This window comes from Halovivax limisalsi (genome assembly GCF_023093535.1).
GTDB classification, from domain to species: domain Archaea; phylum Halobacteriota; class Halobacteria; order Halobacteriales; family Natrialbaceae; genus Halovivax; species Halovivax limisalsi.
Genome location: NZ_CP095757.1, coordinates 1,831,486 through 1,851,428, shown reverse-complemented (window position 1 = coordinate 1,851,428; position 19,943 = coordinate 1,831,486). Strand labels below are relative to the sequence as shown.

Below are 19,943 nucleotides of genomic sequence, written 5' to 3'. Positions count from 1 at the left end.
ACTGGCGACAGCGTACCTCGACCCATGCGGTTTGTTATCGTGGGATCCGGACGCGTCGGGTTGCGAACCGCGCGCGTCCTTCGCGAGGAGGGCCACGCGGTGACCCTGATCGAACCGGACGAATCGACGCGACGTCGGGCCGAGTCCGCCGGCTTCGACGTCGTCGCGGGCGACGGGTCGCGCGAGGAAACCCTCGAACGAGCGGGCGTCGCCGAGGCGGACGCGCTGGGTGCGCTCACCGGCGACCTGAACGTGAACTTCGCCGCCTGCATGATCGGCGCCCACCACGGCTGTCGAACCGTCATGCGGATCGACGACGACTACCGCGAGGAGATCTACCGCAAGTACGCCGCGGCGGTCGACGAGGTGGTCTACCCCGAACGCCTCGGCGCGATCGGGGCGAAGAACGCCCTCCTCGGCGGGACCATCCGCGCCATCGCGGACGTCGCCCAGCACCTCCAGATCGTCGAGCTCACCATCACGACCGAATCGCCGATGGCCGGCTACACGGTCAGCGAACTCCAGCTCCCGGCGGACGCGACCGTCCTCGCGCTGGCGAAAGCGGGGGCGTCGTTCGAGATTCCGGACCCCGACGAGGCGCTCGAAGCCGAGGACCGGCTCGTCGTCCTGGCCGATTTCGCGGTCCTCGACGACGTGCGCCAGCTCGTCGTCGGCTCCTCGGAGAACGAACGGATCGCCGCCGGCGGTGATCGGCGATGAGCGTGATCGCCTACGTGCTGGTGAAGGCGAACACGGGCGAGGCGGAACGCTTGCAGGCGGCGATCGAGTCGATCGACGGCGTCGAGTCGGTCCACGTCGTCGCCGGCGACGTCGACCTGATCGCGAAGACGCGCGTCGAGAACCCGGCCGCCGTCAAACGGATTTCTGCGACGGAGGTCCAGGGGATCGACGGCGTCGAGGGGACGAAAACCTACATCGCGATGGAGTGAGGGCCGGTCGGTTCCAGCGAAACGAGGGGAACGCCAACGGCATCAGCCGTGGGTGGTCAAAGTGGCGTTCCCCCTTCCTCGGCGGCCGTCCCGCCGCGTTCGTGCGCGTTCGCTCGAAGCGTGTTCGCCGCACCCCGGTACTCGTAGCCGGGAATCAGGCCCTGGGCGTAGGTCCCCTCGACGAACTCCGCGAGCGCCTTGGCGTCCTCGACGCCCTCGGTCGCGTCCCACGCCTCGTACGTCAACCTCACCGACAGGGTATCCCCCGACCGCTCCACCGCGGGATCATCGTGGGTCCCCGCGTTCGCGACCGAAAACGCGTCCGCGATCCGGCGCTCGAACGTCTCCACCCAGTCCGTTTCGACCACGTCGGCGACCTCGCCGACGACCGCGGCCGAAAGCGTCGGGAGGGAGACCTCGACGGTGAACTCGCCGGCGCGATCGCCGGCCGTCTCGGTCGCCGTCACCCGCACGTCGAAGACGGTGGTCGAGAGCGCGTAGCCGTCCGCGGCCGGTTCGAAGGCGTCGTGAGCCGACAGCGCCGTCGCGACGTCGTCGGGAAGGGTCTCGTCGGTCATCGACGGATGGACGCGCCGGCGAGAAAAGTGCGTTGCGTTACTCGACGACCGATTCGACCGCTTCCGCGACCGTCCCGTCCGCGACCAGCGCCGCCACCGACTCGATGTCGTCGGTGAGCGGTCGATCGCCGGCAAGCGGCGGGACGCGCTCGCGGACGAGCTCGTAGACGGCGGCCGTCCCGACGCCGTGGGACAGGTCGTCGTCGACGTACTCCGCCGCTTCGGCGGCCGCGGCCAGTTCGGTCGCGACGACGTGGCGGGCGTTGTCGAGGGCCGTCCGTGCGTGGGTCGCGGCCTGGGCGCTCATGCTGACGTGGTCCTCCTGGCCCCCCGATACCGGCGTGTTGTCAGTCGACGGCCGGCCGAGCGATCGGTTCTCGTTGACCAGCGACGCGGCGGCGTACTGCGCGATCATGTAACCGGACTCGACGCCGCTCTCGGTGGCGAGAAACGGCGGCAGGTGCGGTTCCTGCAGATTTGGGTTGAGCAGTCGGTCGACGCGGCGCTCGGAGATGGCCGCGAGTTCGGTCAGCGCCGCGGTGGCGTAATCGAGCCGGAGCGCGAGCGGTTCGCCGTGGAAGTTCCCACCGGAGAGGACGGCCGCCCGGTCGGTGCCGCTGGCGCGCGGGTCGGCGTCGACCGCGTCGAACACCAGCGGATTGTCCGTCGCGCTGTTGAGTTCGATCGCGACGGCCTCACGGAGGTGCGCCACGGCGTCGCGGACCGCGCCGTGAACCTGCGGCAGGCAGCGAAGCGAGTAGGCGTCCTGCACGCGATCGCAGTTGCGGTGGGACTCGACGATCTCGGAGTCGGCCGTGAGTGCGCGGACTCGCGATGCGCTCTCGCGGTGGCCCGCGTGAGGGCGCACCTCGTTGAGAACGGGGTGTGACGGGACGGTCGACCCCATCGTCACCTCGGTCGTCAGCGCGCCCGCCGCGTCGGCCGCCTCGAGGAGGCGCTCGGCGTCGACGACGAGCAGCGCGGCCAGCCCGACGGTCAACTGCGTGCCGTTGATCATTGCCAGTCCCTCCTTCGGGGCGAGCGAGAGCGGGTCGAGCCCCGCTGTCGCGAGCGCCTCGTCGCCGGGCAGGCGACTCGGGTCAGCTGACTGCTCGCTCTCTCCACCGTCGACGACGGCTTCGCCCTCGCCGATGAGCACGAGCGACATGTGGGCCAGCGGCGCGAGGTCCCCGCTCGCGCCGAGGCTGCCGCGCGAGCGGACGACCGGGTGGATCCCCTCGTTCAGCATCGTCGCGAGGTACTCGGTGACGACCGGTCGAACGCCGGAGTGGCCCTTCGCGAGCGCGTTCAATCGGGTGACGAGCATCGCCCGAACGGCCTCGCGTTCGAGGTCCGCGCCGGCGCCCGAGGCGTGGCTGCGAAGCAGGTTGTGCTGCAGTCGTTCGAGCTCGGCCGCCGGAATGCGCTCGTCGACGAGTTCGCCGAAACCGGTGTTGACGCCGTAAACCGCCTCGCCCGAGTCGACGACGTCCGCGATGCGCTCGCGCGCGAGTTCGATGCGTTCGAGCGCCTCGTCGGTCAGTTCCACCGGCGCGTCGCGTCGCGCGACGCGCTCGACGTCGGTCGGAGTGAGCGTCTCCCCGTCGATCCGGACTGGATCCGCGACGGACGAGGAGGCTGTCGCCGAGTCGTCTCCGTCACTCACGGGCGCGCTCACCCCCTTTGAGGACGGTTTCGACCCGGTTCACGCCGAAGCTGTAGGGAACGTGAACGTGACTGGACGCGTCCAGGACGAGGAGATCGCCGGGGGCACCCTTCCGCAGCGTGCCGGTTTCGGCGGGGAGCGCGCCAGTCTGAACCGGCTCGCGGCCGGCGCCGAGGGCTCGGGCTCCGCCGCGGGTGGCCGCGACGAGCGCCGATTCGGGCGTCATCTTCATCTTCGCACACGCCAGGGCGACGGTAAATCCCATCGACTGGCCGTGGCAGTTGGGGTTGAAGTCGGAGGCGAGCGCGATCGTCGCTCCTGCCTCGCGAAACAGTCCCGGATCGGCGTAGTCGGTGTCCAGCGAGAACGCCGCCGCGGGTAGCAGCGTCGCCACCACGTCGGCGTCGGCCAGCGCCTCGGCGTCGGCCTCGCTCGCCTGCAGGAGGTGGTCGGCGCTCACCGCTCCCGCGTCGGCTCCAACCTGCGCGCCGCCGGTCCTGGCGAACTCCTCGGCGTGGATCTTCGGCGCCAGGCCGTGGTCCCGACCGGCCTCGAGGATGCGCCGACTCTGCTCGGGCGTGAAAACGTCTTCCTCGCAGAAGACGTCGCAGAACGTGGCGATTCCCTGCTCGGCCACGGCGGGCAGTTGCTCGTCGATCACCCGCTGCGCGTAGGCTTCAGCGTCCACCCCCTCGGGAACCGCGTGGGCGCCCATGAACGTCGGGACGACGTCGACCGGATGGTCGCGGCCGGCTCGTTCGACGGCCGAAAGCATGCGTAGCTCCGTCTCCCGATCGAGCCCGTAGCCCGACTTCACCTCCACGGTGGTCGATCCGTGTTCGAGCGCCCGATCGAGTTGGGCCGTCAGGTTCGCGACGAGCTGGTCGTCGCTCGCCTCGCGGACGGCCCGCACCGTTCGCAGGATGCCGCCGCCCTCGGCGAGGATCTCCTGGTAGTCGGCCCCGCGAAGTCGGGCGGCGAACTCGTCCGACCGATCGCCGGCGAAGAGCGCGTGCGTGTGCGAGTCGACGAAGCCGGGGATGACACTGCGACCGCCGCCGTCGATCGCCGTCGCGGCGTTTTCGGGCGGGTACTCGCGAGTGACCTCGTCGCTCGACCCCACCGCGGCGACCGAGCCGTCGACGACGGCCACGGCGGCGTCTTCGTGGCGTTCGAGCGAGACGGCGACGTTCTCGTCTTCCGTGGGCCCCACGACGACCTCCGCGGCGTCGTGTACGACCGCGTCGAGATCAGACACGGTCGTCACCTCCGGAATCACCGACTTCGCGACTGCCGATCGCCTCGCCCGTTTCACCGCCCGCGCCGTACCCCGCGAGGGCGTGCGCCACGGTCCGTGCGGCCGCCCGCGGAGTTCGATCACCGTCGCCGAGGCCGGGCGCGCACTCGACGACCTCGACGCCGGCCAGCCGGTCGTCGTCGCAGGCTCGTCGCACGCACGCGAAGAGTTCCCTCGTCGTGAGCCCTCCGGGCGTCGGCGCGCTGACGCCCGGCGCCGACGGCGCGTCGAGCACGTCCAGGTCGACGCTGACGTAGAGGTGATCGACGCCGGAGACCGTCCGCAACGCCCGATCGAGCGCCGCGTCGCGATCCTCGTCGACCGCCTCGGCGGTCACCACCGCACCGCCCTCGGCCTGGAGCCACTCGACGTACGCCGTCGAGGTCTCGAAGTGCCTCGCACCGACGACGGCGTAGGCGTCGAGGCCGCGCGCTACGAGCTGGCGGTACGGCGTTCCGCTCGACGGGCCGTCGACGGGTTCGCGCACGTCGAGGTGGGCGTCGAAGTTGAGGACGCCGACCGATCCCCGATCGAGCAGGGGCGTGACGTTGGGCACCGTGAGGGAGTTGTCGCCGCCGAGGAAGATCGGGAGCGCCTCGGTCGCGTGGACGTCGGCGGTCAGCGTCTCGGCCAGTTGCTGGACGTCGGCGACGTCTCCTCGGTCGTCGAGAGCCACCGCGTCCGCCGGCCACGCGGCGTCGCCCAGGTCCCCGACGCTCCCGACCGCGCCGGCCTCGACGTGGTGGGTCTTGACGCCGGCCAGCGCCTCGCGGATCGCTCCGGGCCCCTCGCGCGCACCGCGGCGACCGATGACGGCGCCGTCGTACGGTTCGCCGAGCAGGACGGCGTCGAGTTCGTCGGCGGCGTCCACGGTCGCGGGCTCGATCACGTCGCCGAACGTCTTGTCGTACGGATCGTCGGACGGCGACGCCCACGTTCGGGGGTCCGTCATCGTCGCCTCGGCCATCACTCACCACCTCGGTCGCGCATCGGGATCGCGACGTCGGACTCGCGGGCGGTTTCGAGCGCTTCCTCGTATCCGGCGTCGGCGTGACGGATCACGCCCGTTCCGGGATCCGCAGTGAAGACCCGCTCGGCGGTCTCGGCCGCGCGATCCGTCCCGTCGAGCACGACGTGGTTGTTCGCGTGCAACGCGTTCCCGATGCCGACGCCGCCGCCGTCGTGAACGCTGACGATGTCCGCTCCCGCTGCACAGTTGAGTAAGGCGTTGAGAATCGGCCAGTCGGCCACCGCGTCGGTGCCGTCGCGCATCGCCTCGGTCTCGCGGTTGGGGCTCGCGACCGAACCGGCGTCCAGGTGATCCCGCGTGACGACGATCGGCGCCGCGATCTCGCCGTCGCGGACGAGTTCGTTGATCCGCAGGGCGAATCGAGCGCGCTCGGTGAGTCCGTCTTCGTCAGTGTGATATCCCAGCCAGCACACGCGGGACGGTAATCCCTGGAACTGCACTTGCTCCCGGGCGAGTTCGATCCAGCGCCGCAGCGAGTGCTTCCCGGGGAACAGCTCGAGGACGGCCTCGTCAGTGCGGTAGATGTCCTCGGGATCGCCCGAGAGCGCGGCCCAGCGGAACGGGCCCCGCCCCTCGCAGAACTGCGGGCGGATGTACGCCGGGACGAATCCCGGATAGTCGAACGCCGACTCCATCCCGCGTTCGTCGCGGACCTGCCCCCGGATGTTGTTTCCGTATTCGAACGCGGTCGCGCCGCGATCCTGCAGGTCGAGGATGGCCCGGACGTGGCGTTCCATCGTGTCCAGGCTCTCCGCGACGTACCGGTCGGGGTCGGCCTCGCGCAGCCGATCGGCCTCGGCGACGGTGTAGCCCGACGGGTAGTATCCCTCCAGCGCGTCGTGCGCACTCGTCTGGTCGGTGACGACATCCGGGACGAACCCCCGGTCGAGCATCGCTTCGAGCATATCCGCGGCGTTCGTGTGGACGCCGACGCTGTAGGGGTCGCCGGCCGCGGCGGCCTGTTCGGCGCGCTCGATCGCCTCGTCGAGGTCGTCCGTTTTCTCCTCGCAGTAGCCCGTCTCGATGCGCCGATCGATGCGCTCCTCGTCGACCTCGGCCGCGATGCAGACGCCGCGGTTCATCGTGACGGCCAGCGGCTGGGCGCCGCCCATTCCGCCGAGGCCGCCGGTGACGACGATGCGTCCCTCGAGGTCGGTGTCGTCGTATTCGACGCGTGCGAGCGCGGCCAGGGTCTCGTAAGTTCCCTGGATGATCCCCTGCGTGCCGATGTAGGCCCACGACCCCGCCGTCATCTGGCCGTACATGATCTTCCCTTCGGCCTCGAGTTCGTGGAAGTGCTCCCAGTCGTCCCACTTCCCGACGAGGTTCGAGTTCGCGATCAGGACCCGCGGGGCGCGCTCGTGGGTCCTGAATCGCCCGACAGGCTTTCCGCTCTGGACCAGCAGCGTCTCGTCGTCTCCCAGGGTCCGCAACTCCGCGACGATCGCGTCGTAGGCGTCCCAGCTCCGGGCCGCGCTCCCGGTTCCGCCGTAGACGACCAGTTCCTCGGGCTTCTCGGCCACCTCGGGATCGAGATTGTTGTTGAGCATTCGGAGGGCGGCCTCCTGACGCCACCCCTCGCACTCGATCTCGGTGCCCGTTCGAGCGCCCCGGTACGACTCCCACGTCGCCGAGGGCTCGCCGCGGTCGAACGAGGTATCCTCCCGTTGCATGCCATCCGCTCGCACGCCCACGCCGAAACGTGGTCGGCCTCCGTACGGTGGGGGATTTACGTATCGTCGGCGCCGTTCGTCGGTATGCACGAAGCCGTGTTCCGGATCGCCCCGGGCGGACCGTACGGCGAGCCGACGGCCCGGACGGAAACGACCGTGGAGCTGTGGTGTAACGATCACTCGGACCTCCTGTCGATTCGGGGCGACCCGACCGCGGTCGTCGACGCCGTACAGGCGCGCGTGGGAATTCGCGACCGGCTCGAACGAGGTGACCGCACCGTGGTCGTCACCGCGGACTGCCTTCGGGAACGCGGCGGCACCGTCGAGGAACCCCTCCGGCGGCACGGCTGTCTGCTCGTCCCGCCGCTGCGGTACGCCCGCGGCGCCAAACTCTGTCGGATCCTCGCCCTCGACCCGTCCGACCTCACCGGCCTCTATCGCGACCTCCTGGACGAGCGCTCGGTGACCGTCGAATCGAAACGATCGGTCGACGATCCCGCGGTCGAAACGCCCGGCCCGGGTGCCGGCGCGTCGCCTCCGCAGCTCTCGGCCCGGCAACACGACGCGCTCGTCGTCGCGTTCGAGGGTGGCTACTACGACCTGCCGAGGGGGACCACGACCGCCGAGATCGCGGCCGAGCTCGGCGTCGAGCGCCGGACGGCCGAAGAGCACCTCCGGCGAGCCGAACGAAAGGTCATGCACGCGGTCGTCCCGGAATTGGCACCCTAATCGGATCGCGTCTGCATCGCGGGCGCGGTAATCGCCGTAGGCGCCCCCTGTCGATCCGTAGGCCGCCGCTTACAACGGGACCGACCGCCGAAGCCTGACGGCATGGCACTCGATCGTCAAGCCGCAGACCGACGCCAATTCGCGCTACTCACCGGCCTGGCCGACGGACCCAGTAACGGCCTGCCGGTGGGCCGTCAGCAACCGACCGAGGACGCCGAGTGAGCGAACGGTGAGTAGAAAACAGCGGGGCTAGACGGGCCCAGCGGCGTCCGATCGGCAGTCACACGGTGTATCCAGAGCGATTCGGTTACCGGGACGTCGAGCAAACTATCGGCACCGGCGCGAGACGGGCGCTACCTGAAGACGAGGTCCACCGATCGGGCGCGTTCCAGCAGGTCGTCGTCGTACGTCGCCTCGGTCTGGGTGGGGCGGCCTTCGTCGATCGCCCGGACGGTCTCGACCGTGTTTCGGAAGTTCTTGAACGTGGCCTCGTCGACCATCTGCCCGTCGATGTTGACGGCGCCGGTCCCCTCCCGCTTGGCCTCGTTGAAGCGCTCGATCTTGTGGACGTCCCGTTCCAGTTCCGCAGCGGTCGGCATGTGGACGGTGTTGGCCTGGATCGTCTGCTTGGGATACAGCGACCAGGAGCCGTCGAGGCCGATGCGGGCCTCGTGTTCGACCTGGTCGGCGTAGCCGTCGGCGTTGTAGTAGGTCAGCCCCGCGCGCTCTGTGAACAGGTCGTCGAATGGGCCGCCGATCGAGAGCAGGCCGGCCGCGCTCGCCTCGTTCGAGAGCGCCTCGAGGAGTCCGTCCCAGCGGGGCATCCCGTCGCCGAGGTCGCGCGCGCCCAGGTCGGCCGCGTAGTCGACGGGACCGAAGACCAGCGCCGTCAGTCGCGAGTCGGCGCCGAACGTCGCGATCTCGCGGAGGTCCGAGCGGGCCCGACCCGTCTCGACGATGATGGAGAGGCCGATCGACCCGTCGGCGTACCCGTGTTCGGCCTCGGCGTCGGCCACGACCGCGGCGGCGCGCTCGACGTCGTCGAGGCGGCCGACCTTCGGGACGACGACGCCGTCGACGTCGTCGCCGATCTCGCCGACGAGCCGGTCGATCTGTTCTCGACCGCGCTCGCGGGACGCTTCGTTCTCGTCACCCCACTCGACGCGGGGCCAGATCTCGCCCGCGAAGTCGTACCGCGGGACGAGCTCGATCGTGTTCTCCAGCCCGTCGTCTTTCATGTCCGGCGCCGTGCCGTCTTCCACGTCGGGGACGAGCCAGTCGGGCGCTCGAAATCCCTCGGCTTCGAGGCCTGATCGGAGGTACTTCGCCGTGTCGTCTTTCGGGACGGCGGCCGGTGCGGTCTGGAACGTTCGGCAGAGTCGTCGGTTACTCATGGGTGAATCGGCCATCCGTGTCGGGCTGGACGGTTTTGTGTCGTGGCATGCTGGTCTCAGTCCCGCGTCCGGATTTTCGCGGTCCTCGTGCCTGAGTACAGCGGTTCGTCGTCCTGGTCGAACGCGACGTGCTCGAAGCGAACCGTGCCGGCGGCGCCGTCGGCCGCCCCCGTCTCGAGGACGCGAGTGAACGCGTAGACGGTGTCGCCCGGGGTGACGAAGGTGTGGAACGACTCGTCGTCGAAGCCGACTTCGCGGTAGGTCTCCTCGTCGGATCGCGCGTGGCCGAGCGCCGTCGAGCGCGTCACGTCGCCGTAGGTGACGATGTCGCCCGAGGGAGAGTCGGCCATCGCGTCCACGTTGTGGTGCTGTTTCGCCGTGTTGAGCGTCGCGAGCGGGAGCTGGGCGACGGTGACGGCGTCCTGCGTGCGCCCGCGCTCGTGGCGGTACGCGACGGCGCCGTTTTCGGCCTCGGCCGCCTCGAGGGCGGCCTGGAAGTCCTCGAAGTATCCCCCGTCGGGCGTGACGAACGTCTCGGGGAGGCCCGAGCCCTCGTCGTCCTCGGCGGCCCCAGCCCCGCCGTCCGTTCGCGAAGCGTCAGCTCCCGAGCGCTCCCCGTCGTCGGTCGCGACCGGCTCGCGACGCGGGATCATGTTCGTCCGCTCGTACGAACAGAGGACCTCGTCGGTGTCGGCGTCTCTTCCCCTGGTTCGCCAGGAGACGATACCGAACTCGGGCCTGGAACGCGAGGTCGCGGTGTCGACGACTTCGCTCTCGACGGCGAGTTCGGTACCCGGGTACACGGCGTCCTGCGGGAATCGGACGTCGGTTCGTCCGAGGAAGTACCCGCCCGTCTCGCTCAGGTCTTCGACGGTGCTCCCCAGGGTCGCCGCGGTGAGGTAGTCGGGATGGATCGGCGGTTCGTCGAAGTCCCGCGCCTCGGCCGCGTCGGATCGCCAGTAGGCGGGATCGTGGTTGAGCGTCTGGCTCATCCACGCCTCGTTTCCCCACCGCGTGAGCGTGAGTCCGGGATCGTGTTCGATCACCTCCCCCGCCGCGAAGTCCTCGAAGTAATTCCCGTTCTCCACCGTCTCGACGCGCTCGAGCGCCCGTGCGAACGTCTCCGGATCGGTCCAGTCAGTCATCGACGGACACCTCGTCGGTCGTCTCCGCACCGCGCCGTCGGTTTCGTCTCGCGATCGTCCGGCGCATCTCGTTCTCGACGATCATGTAGCCCTCGTCGAAGCCCATTCCGGGTTTGGCGAGCACCTGCGCGGCGTCGGTCGCGAGTGCTACGTGCACGCACGCCCGCGCGGAAACGTCCGTCTCGTTGCACGTCCCGCCCAGGTAGGCTCGCGTATCGGTCCCCTCGCAGTACCGGACCGCCCGGGCGCTGCGGTGAACGCCGCCGAGGTCTGGCGTCTTGATCTGGACGACGTCGGCGGCTCCGGCGTCGACGAACGCCCGGACGTCCGCGAACGTGTTGCACCACTCGTCGGCGACGACGTCGACGGCGACCCCGGCCTCGGCCAGCCCGTCCCGGAGTTCGACCATCGCCTCGATCTGGGCCGCCCGGTCGCCGACGTCCATCGGCCCCTCGATCTGGAGCGGGAAGGGGTCGGCCGCCTCTTCGAGCGCGGCGAAGTAGTCGACGATCTCCGGCCGATCGAAGGGGCCGCCGAAGAGCTCGCCGATCATGCCGTAGACGTCGACGTGGAACCGCGGATCGTAACCCTCGGGTCCGAGTTCCTGCGACCGCTCGGTCAGCCACTCGACGTACTCGAGGAGCGTCTCGCCGTTCGAGCCGATCTTCTCCTCGCTGTTGATCAGGGCGTGTGGCAGAACCGGAACACCCTTGAGGACCATCTTCTCGGCGTTCGCGTATCGGGCGTCGCCCGATTGCCCGAAGACGGGGATCGGCTCGGTCGCCGGTTCGGTCCCCAGCGCCGCGGCCAGCACGTCGGTCTCGGTCGTCCGCTCGGCCGCCGCGGCCGCGGCGAGCAGCGCCTGGGAGACGCCGTACCGGATCGCCGTGTGGAGGCGGTCGCCGTCGACGACGAGGGCCTCCAGCAACTCGGCGTTCTCGAGGAACGCCGTCGCGTCGCGGCCGACGAGCGCCTCCGCGACCGGCCCGTCGACCACCGGGACGTACTCCTCGGCGACGAACAGCGGGTCGCGCCCACCGGCCGCGGCGTACTGGACTGCGGCGCAATCGCCGCGAGCGCGGGTTCCGTCCGCGAGTTCGATTTCGACCAGGATCGACTCTCCGGCCCGGCGAATCTCGTCGAACCCGTCGGTGACGGGATCGCCGTCGTAGGTGAACCCGTCCCGTTCGGCCCCGCGCTTGATCGCGCGCTGATCGTCGACAAAATAGCCCGAATAGCCGGCCGTGGCGTGGACGCCATCAATCCGCATTCTGCACCCCTCCCTCGGTTCCGTCCGTCGGCCGGCCGATCAGCTTGCCGTCGCTGATGGCGGCGACGTCGTCGGCGACCATGCGGAACGACTGGGTTCGGCCTTCGGACTCCGCACGCGTCGAGAGTCGCGCGGCGTGGATCTCCTTGATGTCGTCGTTCATCTCGAGGTCCGCGAACTCGATGATTCGCACCCGTCCGTCGTCGTCCCGGGCGGGGAGGACGTCCCCCTTCGCGCTGTCGCTCGGGGCGAACGGCACGTCGAGCGCGCCGGACTCGAACGCCTCGACGGTCCCAGCGGCGACGTCGCCGTCGCCGCGGTCGAACACGGCGTCCAGCAGACAGCGCGTCTCGCGCGCGATCAGGTCCTGCTCATCCTCGACACCGTCGATGTCGATCCGCTGTTCGATCGTCATATCGATTATCTGTCTGGTAGTGCGGAGTCCGGCGGCGTTCGCCTCCTTCGTCGGGATGCCCTGGAATTCCTGGGGCGACTTGGTGATCACCTTGTCCGGGTTCGCGATCGCGGCGGTCATGCCCCCGAGACTGATGACCCCGTTCGCGCGGGCCTCGTCCGGCGGGAACCCGCCCATCCACTCGTGGAAGACCGTGGTCACCGTCACCTCGTCCGGGAGGTACTCGGTACCGAGGTCGCGTAGCGCGCGGAGCGCGGCGACGTCCTGGACGACGTTTCCGACCTGTCCGTAGCCGAGCGTGATCGAGCGGACGCCCTGCGTGGCCGCGAGCGTTCCCTCGATCAGCATTACGGCGATGGCGATCGACGGGGGCACCAGCGTGCCGGTGAGCGGGCCGAACGGTTCGCGGTTGATCGTGACGCCGCGCTCGGTGTAGGCCCCGGCGAGGCGGTCGACGTACTGCCAGTGCTCGATCGTCCGGGCGAGGTCGCGGCGCTTCGTGTACGGGATGTTGTAGGAGATCGGACCGCCCTCGAAGCTCTGGAAGCCGCCGGCGAAGGTGATCGCCGCCAGGAGCCGGGCATCCGGCGTGCCGTGGCGCACCTCGATCGGCGCGTCGATCGCATCGATCAGCTGGCGACACCCCTCGACGCCGTGGTTGACGGCGGGGAAGCCGTTGAGCGTGTCCTCGCCGGTCTCCCGAACCGTGTCGAGCCCCTCCTGGGCCTTCCCGTACTCGTTGTCGCGCGTGTACGAGTCGATGGTCGTCGGCAAGAGGTCGGCCTCGCCCTCCTGGTTGAGGTACCGAAGCAGGTCGATCTGGTCGTCGAGTCGCGCCACCCCGGCCCTCGGCTGGAGGAGCGGCTGGTCGGCCGACTCGAGGACCGGTGCGAACCGCTTGTGCCGCGGGAGCGATTCGTGGTACTCGATCGCCTCTTCGAAGTCGACGTCCGCCCCCGTCGGCCACCTCGATCGTAGTTGCTCGTCGATATGCCGTAGCTCGTCGGCGGGAATACGTTCGTCTCGTATCATTCGGTGGACTACGTCAGGAGTTGACAGTCGCCTGTTCGGCCTCGGTCGTCGTCAGCTGCAGATCACGGTGCAACGCAGCGATGGCCTCCTCGGGGTCGGTCTCGGAGTCGAAGACCCGGTCGAACCCGAGGTCCTCGAACGTCGACCTGATCCCGTCGAAGGTATCCTGTCCGACCGCGAGGTTCCCCCCGATGTAGGTGACAACGTCGAGGCCCTCCTCCGCGAGGAGTTCGTGGAAGCCCTGACAGTCCTGCTCGGCGTGTCCGTAGAGCGAAGAGACGAGTACGGCTTCGGCCTCGTGAACACGTGCCGCCTCGGCGAACTCCTCCTGGGAGGTCTGGACGCCGAGGTTGATCACGTCGAATCCCGCAGCCCCGAGAGCCTGCTCGAGGATAGTGATGCCGACGACGTGCGCGTCGGATCCGATCACGCCGAGGACGACCGTTTTCGTCATGCATGCAGAATCATGAGGGTTCCGGGTATAAAGTTAATGTTTGATCATGATATTAGGCCTTGTACACCCTTATTTGTGAATAGTTGTCAATGCCAATTCGTCGTCGTACGACCCTGTACCAGGGAGTCACGGTGGCCGACTCCCGCGACCGTCGCCGGGTCTCCGTCGCGTCGGAACGGACCGCTGAGAGCAGACGGATACGCCGAAGGCGACGACACCGTCTTCCGATCGGACCGGCGGCGCCCGTGCGGGCCGGCGACGAGCCACGACCGGAGGCGCCGTAACTATCACGAACGATAGTAACAATTATGGCGATCATCCGGGAATCCGGGGTATGGGAGCGCTCTCAGATATCCGGGTTCTGGATCTGACGCAGGTTCTGGCCGGACCGTACTGCACGATGGTACTCGCGGACATGGGGGCGGACGTGGTCAAGATCGAGCGTCCCGGCGGCGACCTCATCCGGTCGAACCCGCCGTTCGTCGAGGAGCCCGATCAGGAGGCCTACGGCGGCTACTTCCAGAGCGTCAACCGCGGCAAGCGAAGCATCGAGTTGAACCTCGGCGACGCCGAGGATCGGGAGGACTTCCTCCGACTCGTCGAGACGGCAGACGTCGTCGTGGAGAACTATCGCGCGGGCACGATGGAGCGATTCGACCTCGGCTACGAGACGCTCGCCGAGCGGAATCCGTCGATCATCTACTCCGCTATCCGGGGCTTCGGCGACCCGCGAACGGGCGAAACGCACCGACAGGGCCAGCCCTCGTTCGATCTCATCGCGCAGGCGCTCGGGGGCGTCATGGAGATCACCGGCCAGCCGGACGGACCGCCGACGAAGGTCGGGCCGGGCATCGGCGACCTCTTCACGGCGACGCTGAACTGCATCGGCATCCTCGGCGCACTCCATCACCGCGAACGGACGGGCGAGGGCCAGTTCGTCGACACGGCCTTGTACGACTCGATGATCAGCATGACCGAGCGCGCCATCTACCAGCAGTCCTACGACGGCGAACCGCCGACCCGGCTGGGCAACGCTCACCCGACGCTGTTTCCCTACGACGCCTTCGAAGTCGACGACGGGTACGTCGTGATCGCCGCGTTCGGATCGAACCACTGGACCGCACTCTGCGAGGCGATCGGTCGCGAGGACCTCGCGGAAGAGTATCCGACGGCCGACAGTCGGCTCGCCAACCGCGAGGTCCTCCGCGGCGAACTCGCCGACTGGATGATCGAGCGGGCGTCCAACGACGTCGTCGAGTTGCTCGAAGGAAGCGTTCCCGTGGCCCCGGTCCAGACGACGGCGGACATCTTCGACGATTCGCACGTCCACACGCGCAACATGCTCTACGAGGTCGAACAGCCGGGAGCCGACCGACCGGTCCAGATCGCCGGGGCCCCGATCAAGATGAGCGAGACGACCCCGGAACCGCGAGGCAGGGCGCCGCTGTTGAACGAGCACGAGGCGGAGGTGTTCGACGAACTGGCGGACGACGAAGCGGCGACCGCCGACGACTGACCGAGAGCGCTCCGGACGGTCGCCCTCACTGCGCTCGGACGCCGCGACTCGCGCGTGTCGATGCCGATCTCTGCCCCGCAGAAAACCGACTATCAGCCTGCTTCTCAGGCGAGTTTGTCACTGATAGCACCGAACGGACGAGAGTCGACCCAGCGTTCACAACGATTACCGTCGCGAGGACAGCACGATCGGGTGTATGCCGCCCGATGAGAATCCCACCGTCGCGGACGCGTACGATACCTTTCGAGGACGTACAGGGCGCAATAATTGAACCCGTACTGCGCAGACCTGGAGTTTCTGCGATGACGGACCTCATTCCTGACGTCGCGGGCGCTCGAGTTCTCGATGCGGGTGTGGCCACGGCCGGTACACGGAGTGGACGCTCGAGAGCGGTGCAGACGTCACAGCTGCCGATGTGAACGGTGAGATGCTCGACACGGGCGAGGGATCGAATCGGCGATCGCGCTGAACTCCGCCACGCAGATATCACGGAGCCCCTCGAGTTCGCCGACGACGTATTCGACGGCGTCGTTTGCGGCCTCTCGCTCCACTACGTCGAAGACTGGCGAGACCCCTTCACGGAGTTCGCTCGCGTTCTCCGGCCAGGTGGCTTCCTCGTGTTTTCGGCCCAGAACCCGGTCGACGAGTACATCGCGTTCGATAGCGAGAACTACTTCGACGTCGAACGGAGACAGATGACGTGGTCGGCTGCAGGCGATGACGTCGACGTCCCGGTCTATCGACGACCACTTTCGGAGGCCATCAATCCGCTCATCGAAACCGGTTTCCATCTGGATGAACTGCTCGAACCGAGGCCGACGGAGTCGTTCGAAGCCAAGAAACCGGAGTCCTACGAGAAGCGATCGAAATACCCGACCATTCTGTGTGTCCGTGCGACGAAATCTGACTAGTGGTTTTGGGTGCCCCACATTCGGGATGCTCACGGCTCGCTTCGCTCACCGTTCGCAGAACCGAGACACTCACCGACGTTCGTGTCTCGCATGCGAGGGTTGGGATTCGAACCACCTCCAGACGGTCGCTCACTTCGTTCGCGCTGCGACTGGCATAATTCGAATCCCTCGTCACGCATACACGTCTCTCACGTTCGAGACGGTATGCGAGGGTTGGGATTCGAACCCAAGGACCCCTACGGGAGCGGGTCTTAAGCCCACCGCCGTTGGCCTGGCTTGGCTACCCTCGCGCAGACGCGTCTGTTGATTGCTGGGGGGTGTGGATGTGCGTTTCGGTGTCGGTCCGCACCGACCGCGAGCGATCGCGGTTCTCGCTGCGCCTCGAAGCGCGATCGTGAGCGGCCCGACCGACAACAGGAGTACAACGAACGGTCGGTGATCGGAAACTCCATTCGAACTCACCCCGGTACTGTCCCGACTGGTCTATGTATCCGGGCGCTACGCGCGACACCGGTTCCTTCGACTAAGAATCAATGTAGCGATTCATCTCGTCGGTCGATTCGAAGAGAGAAAATGCCGACGAAGCGGACCCCCATCAGCTTCGTCGGACCCCCATCCCTGACTCTCGTCAGGCAATCACACGTACGAAGCCATACGTTATTAATTTTTCCCTTGGCGGTTGAAACGAGACGCCCATAGCAGGAGCAGCGCATCGGTTCGGGTGGCAACGCGAACCGGGGTCAGTACGTGCCGCTCAGTCGCGATCGACCGTGACGGATTCGATCTCGATCGCGTCGGTGGGCTTGTCGTTGGAGTCGGTCTCGACGGCGCCGATCTCGCGGACGACGTCCATGCCGTCCGTGACCTCCCCGAAGACGGCGTGGCGGTCGTCGAGGTGGGGCTGGGCGTCGAGGGTGATGAAGAACTGCGAGCCGTTGGTGTTGGGACCGGAGTTGGCCATCGAGAGTTTGCCGGGCCCGTCGTGGCGGAGCTCGTCGTGGAACTCGTCGTCGAACTCGTAGCCGGGACCGCCGCGACCGGTGCCGGTCGGGTCGCCGCCCTGGACCATGAAGCCCTCGATAACGCGGTGGAACTCGGTGCCCGCGTACAGCGAGTCGCCGCGTATCTCGCCGGTCTCCGGGTCGGCCCAGGTGGTCGTGTCCGGGGCGGGGTCCGCGTCGGCCGCGGGGTCGTGTTCCGCCAGATTGAGGAAGTTCTCCACGGTGCGGGGCGCTCGATCCGCGTAGAGTTCGATCTCGATATCGCCCGCGGTGGTGTGCAGGGTCGCCGTAGGTGTACCCATGTCCGGGCCGAGGAGGTACGCGCTGAAAACGGTGATGATCGCGCACGATCGGTCGCTACCCGTGCGCCCGTCGTCAGGACCCGGTCGAGAGGGCCGGATCAACAGATCTGGAAGACGAGTCGGCCGCGAGAGGATCTCGGCCCCGTTTACCGTTATCCGCGCGTGATAGGTTCCCCCTGCATACATACTGTCCCCCGTGGAAGAAACGGGCATGCGCAGTGCGAGCCACACGAGCGACCGGGTCGTCCTGGCGAGGCTGCCCTCGGGGGTTTCCGTCGAGACGACGGTGCACACCTACGAGGGGGCTCAGCCTGGTCCGACGCTGTACGTCCAGGCGGCCCAGCACGGCCGCGAGGTGAACGGGACGGCGGTGTGCCGCCGGTTTCACGACCGGATTCGCGGGCGATCGCTGGCCGGCCGCATCGTGGTCGTCCCGGTGGCGAACCCGCTCACGTTCGATCGCGTCTCCTACACCACTCCGGAGGTGCTCGACAGCGTGAATCCCAACATGAATCGCGTCTGGCCGGGCGACGCGTCGGGCTCGCTGCACCAGCGAATGGCGGCCACGCTGTGGCGGCGGGTCGAGGACTCTGACGCCGTCGTCGACCTCCACACCGGGAGTCCGGCGATGTACCCCCACGTCGTCTTCCTCGAGGGGAGCGAGGGCTCGCGCCAGCTGGCCGAGGCGTTCGGCACCGATCTCTTGCTCGGCGAGCAGGCGGGCGCCGACGCGTCGGACGAGTGGCACCGCCGGGGCTTCGCGGGCAAACTCCGCGTCGTCGCCGACCGCGACGGGATCCCCGCCATCACGCCGGAGCTGGCCCACAGTCGCGAACTCGTCGAGGATGCCATCGAAGTGGGCGTCGAAGGACTACTCGACGTCTGTCGCCATCTCGGACTCCTGGAGGGGACCGTCCCGGATCGGTCGCAGACGCTGGCTCGCAACCACCTCGGGCAGGTCACGGCGTCGGCGTCCGGACTCTTTCGTCCGAAACCGTCGCTCGAACTCGGGGAATCGATTCCAGCCGGCACCTCGATCGGCACGGTGTACGACCCGACGACCTACGAGACGGTACAGAACGTCTCGACCGACCGTTCGGGGATCCTGTACGCCTGCACTCGCGACGCGACAGTAAAGGCCGGAGACAAACTCGCGAGCGTCGCGATCGTCCGGGACGAGTAATGTGGTCCGATGCGGGCCCAGCCTGCTACCCCGGATCGTCCCCTGGCCAGGTCATGATCTCGTCGAAGTCGGCCGGCGGAACTGGTCCGTCGAGCAGCGGGTCGTCGGTCTCGACCATCCACTCGTGAAGTCGCGTCGCCAGGTTCCGGCGGTGCTCGCTGTATCGCGGTTCGTTCACCACGTTTTCCGTCTCCGTCGGCCCCTCGCGGAGGTCGTACAGTTCCTCGAACGGGCGTAACGGGACGCCGTAGGCCTCCCGCACCTCGCGGCCGGCCTCGCTGGCGAAGACATCTCGCGGGAGGTAGACCCGAGGCAGGTACCAGAAATTTCGGATGTACTTGAATCGCTCCGTCCGGATGGCCCGGATTGGGTTGTACATGTCGTGCCAGGTCATCTCGGCGAAGAGTTCCTCGCGGCCCTCGCCGGAATCGCCGGAGAGGAGTGATTTGACGCTTCGTCCGTCGACCGCGTCGGGGATCGAGATGTCGAGCACGTCGAGGATGGTCGGAAGGACGTCGACGTTGCTCACGAGGTCGTCGACGCGTCGGCCGCCGCTCGCGATCTCGGGATGGGAGACGATCAGCGCCGCCTCGATCCCGGGGTTGTAACACGTTCCCTTCGCTCGGGGGAACGCAATGCCGTGTTCCGTGGTGAAGACGAGGAGCGTCTCGTCCTCGAGGCCGGTCTCGATCAGGCACCGGTGAATCCGACCCATCGCCTCGTCGATCGCACCGACCATGCCGTGCATCTCCGCGAGGTCCTGGCGGATGCCCCGCCGATCCGGGAGGTACGAGAGCGGCGAGACGTCGTCCGGATCGGCGCCGTCGTAGTGGTCGCGCTCGAACCCGTATCGCCCGTTGGGCTCCTCGACGCGGTGCAGCTCGAAGAACCCGACCGAGGCGAAAAAGGGTGCGTCGAACGCCTCCGTCTCGAGAAACTCGGTCAAGACGTCGGTCACGTTCCCCGCACGATTGACCTGGTGGACCGCCGGCGAGACGCCGGGATAGAGGTTTCGCTCGGAGTGGACGTACTCGTAGCCCAGCCGGTCGGTGTCCTGGCTGATATGCTGGAGGCCGAAGAGGTGGGTTTCGTAGCCCGCCTCGTCGAGGTACTGCGGCAGGATGCGTTCGGCGGGATGCAGCTCCCAGTTCCCGTGGGCCAGCCCCATCAGGCCGTTGACGTGCGGGTAGCGACCGGTTAGCAGACTGCCCCGACTCGGTGAGCACTGCGGGGCGGTCCCGAAGTGGTTCTCGAACAACACCCCGCCGGCTGCGAGCGCGTCGACGTTCGGCGTTTCGACGTCGACGCCGTAACACCCCAGGTAGCGACCGAGATCGTGGCAGTGGACGAGGAGCACGTTCGGTTGCGACGCAGCCATAGCCGTCGCTTCCACGAGT

Annotated in this window: 18 protein-coding genes, 1 tRNA gene and 1 pseudogene; 7 read left to right on the top strand and 13 right to left on the bottom strand. The window is 68.0% G+C overall.

Annotated features, from left to right (window positions below):
- The first annotated feature begins 24 nt into the window (after nucleotides 1–24).
- Both MXA07_RS08455 and MXA07_RS08450 read left to right on the top strand, forming a co-directional pair.
- Nucleotides 25–720 carry a potassium channel family protein gene (locus MXA07_RS08455; RefSeq protein WP_247731602.1) on the top strand — a complete coding sequence of 232 codons (696 nt, stop codon included), beginning with the start codon at nucleotides 25–27 and terminating at the stop codon, nucleotides 718–720.
- Complete coding sequence (locus MXA07_RS08450) at nucleotides 717–950, top strand: Lrp/AsnC family transcriptional regulator (RefSeq protein WP_247731601.1); 234 nt, start codon at nucleotides 717–719, stop codon at nucleotides 948–950. Before MXA07_RS08455 ends, MXA07_RS08450 begins: the two co-directional genes overlap by 4 nt.
- A 56-nt stretch (nucleotides 951–1,006) precedes the next feature.
- On the opposite strand, the gene MXA07_RS08445 is transcribed toward MXA07_RS08450, so the two are convergent.
- Genes MXA07_RS08445 through hutU form a run of 5 tightly spaced genes read right to left on the bottom strand, consistent with a single transcriptional unit; the run spans nucleotide 1,007 to nucleotide 7,194 of the window.
- A complete protein-coding gene (locus MXA07_RS08445) occupies nucleotides 1,007–1,528 on the bottom strand; it encodes a DUF5813 family protein (RefSeq protein WP_247731600.1) in 522 nt (173 codons plus the stop codon).
- Nucleotides 1,529–1,565: 37 nt separating this feature from the next.
- A complete protein-coding gene (hutH, locus tag MXA07_RS08440; protein ID WP_247731599.1) occupies nucleotides 1,566–3,194 on the bottom strand; it encodes a histidine ammonia-lyase in 1,629 nt (542 codons plus the stop codon).
- Nucleotides 3,187–4,452, bottom strand: coding sequence for an imidazolonepropionase (gene hutI, locus MXA07_RS08435; RefSeq protein ID WP_247731598.1), 1,266 nt, complete (start codon nucleotides 4,450–4,452; stop codon nucleotides 3,187–3,189). Before hutI ends, hutH begins: the two co-directional genes overlap by 8 nt.
- Nucleotides 4,445–5,458, bottom strand: a complete 1,014-nt coding sequence (hutG, locus tag MXA07_RS08430) for a formimidoylglutamase (protein ID WP_247731597.1) — start codon at nucleotides 5,456–5,458, stop codon at nucleotides 4,445–4,447. The genes hutI and hutG overlap by 8 nt, the downstream gene beginning before the upstream one ends.
- On the bottom strand, nucleotides 5,458–7,194 hold the full coding sequence (hutU, locus tag MXA07_RS08425) for a urocanate hydratase (RefSeq protein WP_247731596.1): 1,737 nt from the start codon (nucleotides 7,192–7,194) through the stop codon (nucleotides 5,458–5,460). The genes hutG and hutU overlap by 1 nt, the downstream gene beginning before the upstream one ends.
- Before the next feature lie 84 nt (nucleotides 7,195–7,278).
- On the opposite strand from hutU, the gene MXA07_RS08420 reads away from it, so the two are divergent.
- Nucleotides 7,279–7,923, top strand: coding sequence for a helix-turn-helix domain-containing protein (locus MXA07_RS08420; protein ID WP_247731595.1), 645 nt, complete (start codon nucleotides 7,279–7,281; stop codon nucleotides 7,921–7,923).
- Between the two features lie 353 nt (nucleotides 7,924–8,276).
- Here MXA07_RS08420 and citE read toward each other — a convergent pair whose 3' ends face one another.
- The 5 genes from citE to glmS are packed head-to-tail and all read right to left on the bottom strand — an operon-like array spanning nucleotide 8,277 to nucleotide 13,633.
- Nucleotides 8,277–9,317 (bottom strand): L-malyl-CoA/beta-methylmalyl-CoA lyase, encoded by a 1,041-nt coding sequence (gene citE, locus MXA07_RS08415; protein WP_247731594.1) that lies wholly within the window; start codon nucleotides 9,315–9,317, stop codon nucleotides 8,277–8,279.
- A gap of 56 nt (nucleotides 9,318–9,373) precedes the next feature.
- The gene (mch, locus tag MXA07_RS08410; RefSeq protein WP_247731593.1) at nucleotides 9,374–10,462 is read right to left on the bottom strand and encodes a 2-methylfumaryl-CoA hydratase; all 1,089 of its coding nucleotides are present in this window, start codon (nucleotides 10,460–10,462) and stop codon (nucleotides 9,374–9,376) included.
- Nucleotides 10,455–11,732 carry a methylaspartate ammonia-lyase gene (locus tag MXA07_RS08405; RefSeq protein WP_247731592.1) on the bottom strand — a complete coding sequence of 426 codons (1,278 nt, stop codon included), beginning with the start codon at nucleotides 11,730–11,732 and terminating at the stop codon, nucleotides 10,455–10,457. Before MXA07_RS08405 ends, mch begins: the two co-directional genes overlap by 8 nt.
- Nucleotides 11,722–13,179 carry a methylaspartate mutase subunit E gene (locus tag MXA07_RS08400; RefSeq protein ID WP_247731591.1) on the bottom strand — a complete coding sequence of 486 codons (1,458 nt, stop codon included), beginning with the start codon at nucleotides 13,177–13,179 and terminating at the stop codon, nucleotides 11,722–11,724. The genes MXA07_RS08405 and MXA07_RS08400 overlap by 11 nt, the downstream gene beginning before the upstream one ends.
- 13 nt (nucleotides 13,180–13,192) lie before the next feature.
- The gene (gene glmS, locus MXA07_RS08395) at nucleotides 13,193–13,633 is read right to left on the bottom strand and encodes a methylaspartate mutase subunit S (RefSeq protein ID WP_247731590.1); all 441 of its coding nucleotides are present in this window, start codon (nucleotides 13,631–13,633) and stop codon (nucleotides 13,193–13,195) included.
- Between the two features lie 334 nt (nucleotides 13,634–13,967).
- Between glmS and mct the strand changes: the two genes are divergently transcribed.
- From mct to MXA07_RS08380, 3 genes and pseudogenes are all read left to right on the top strand, one after another.
- Nucleotides 13,968–15,149 carry a succinyl-CoA:mesaconate CoA-transferase gene (mct, locus tag MXA07_RS08390; RefSeq protein WP_247731589.1) on the top strand — a complete coding sequence of 394 codons (1,182 nt, stop codon included), beginning with the start codon at nucleotides 13,968–13,970 and terminating at the stop codon, nucleotides 15,147–15,149.
- Between the two features lie 397 nt (nucleotides 15,150–15,546).
- Nucleotides 15,547–15,618, top strand: a pseudogene (locus MXA07_RS08385) (hypothetical protein); the annotation flags it as partial.
- Nucleotides 15,602–16,060 (top strand): class I SAM-dependent methyltransferase, encoded by a 459-nt coding sequence (locus MXA07_RS08380; protein ID WP_247731728.1) that lies wholly within the window; start codon nucleotides 15,602–15,604, stop codon nucleotides 16,058–16,060. The pseudogene MXA07_RS08385 and the gene MXA07_RS08380, both read left to right, overlap by 17 nt.
- A 205-nt stretch (nucleotides 16,061–16,265) precedes the next feature.
- Here MXA07_RS08380 and MXA07_RS08375 read toward each other — a convergent pair.
- Nucleotides 16,266–16,350 (bottom strand) — tRNA-Leu (locus MXA07_RS08375).
- Between the two features lie 464 nt (nucleotides 16,351–16,814).
- A complete protein-coding gene (locus tag MXA07_RS08370) occupies nucleotides 16,815–17,363 on the bottom strand; it encodes a peptidylprolyl isomerase (RefSeq protein WP_247731588.1) in 549 nt (182 codons plus the stop codon).
- Nucleotides 17,364–17,574: 211 nt separating this feature from the next.
- On the opposite strand from MXA07_RS08370, the gene MXA07_RS08365 reads away from it, so the two are divergent.
- On the top strand, nucleotides 17,575–18,546 hold the full coding sequence (locus MXA07_RS08365) for a succinylglutamate desuccinylase/aspartoacylase family protein (protein ID WP_247731587.1): 972 nt from the start codon (nucleotides 17,575–17,577) through the stop codon (nucleotides 18,544–18,546).
- Between the two features lie 25 nt (nucleotides 18,547–18,571).
- Here MXA07_RS08365 and MXA07_RS08360 read toward each other — a convergent pair whose 3' ends face one another.
- A complete protein-coding gene (locus MXA07_RS08360) occupies nucleotides 18,572–19,924 on the bottom strand; it encodes a sulfatase family protein (RefSeq protein WP_247731586.1) in 1,353 nt (450 codons plus the stop codon).
- Nucleotides 19,925–19,943: the final 19 nt, after the last annotated feature.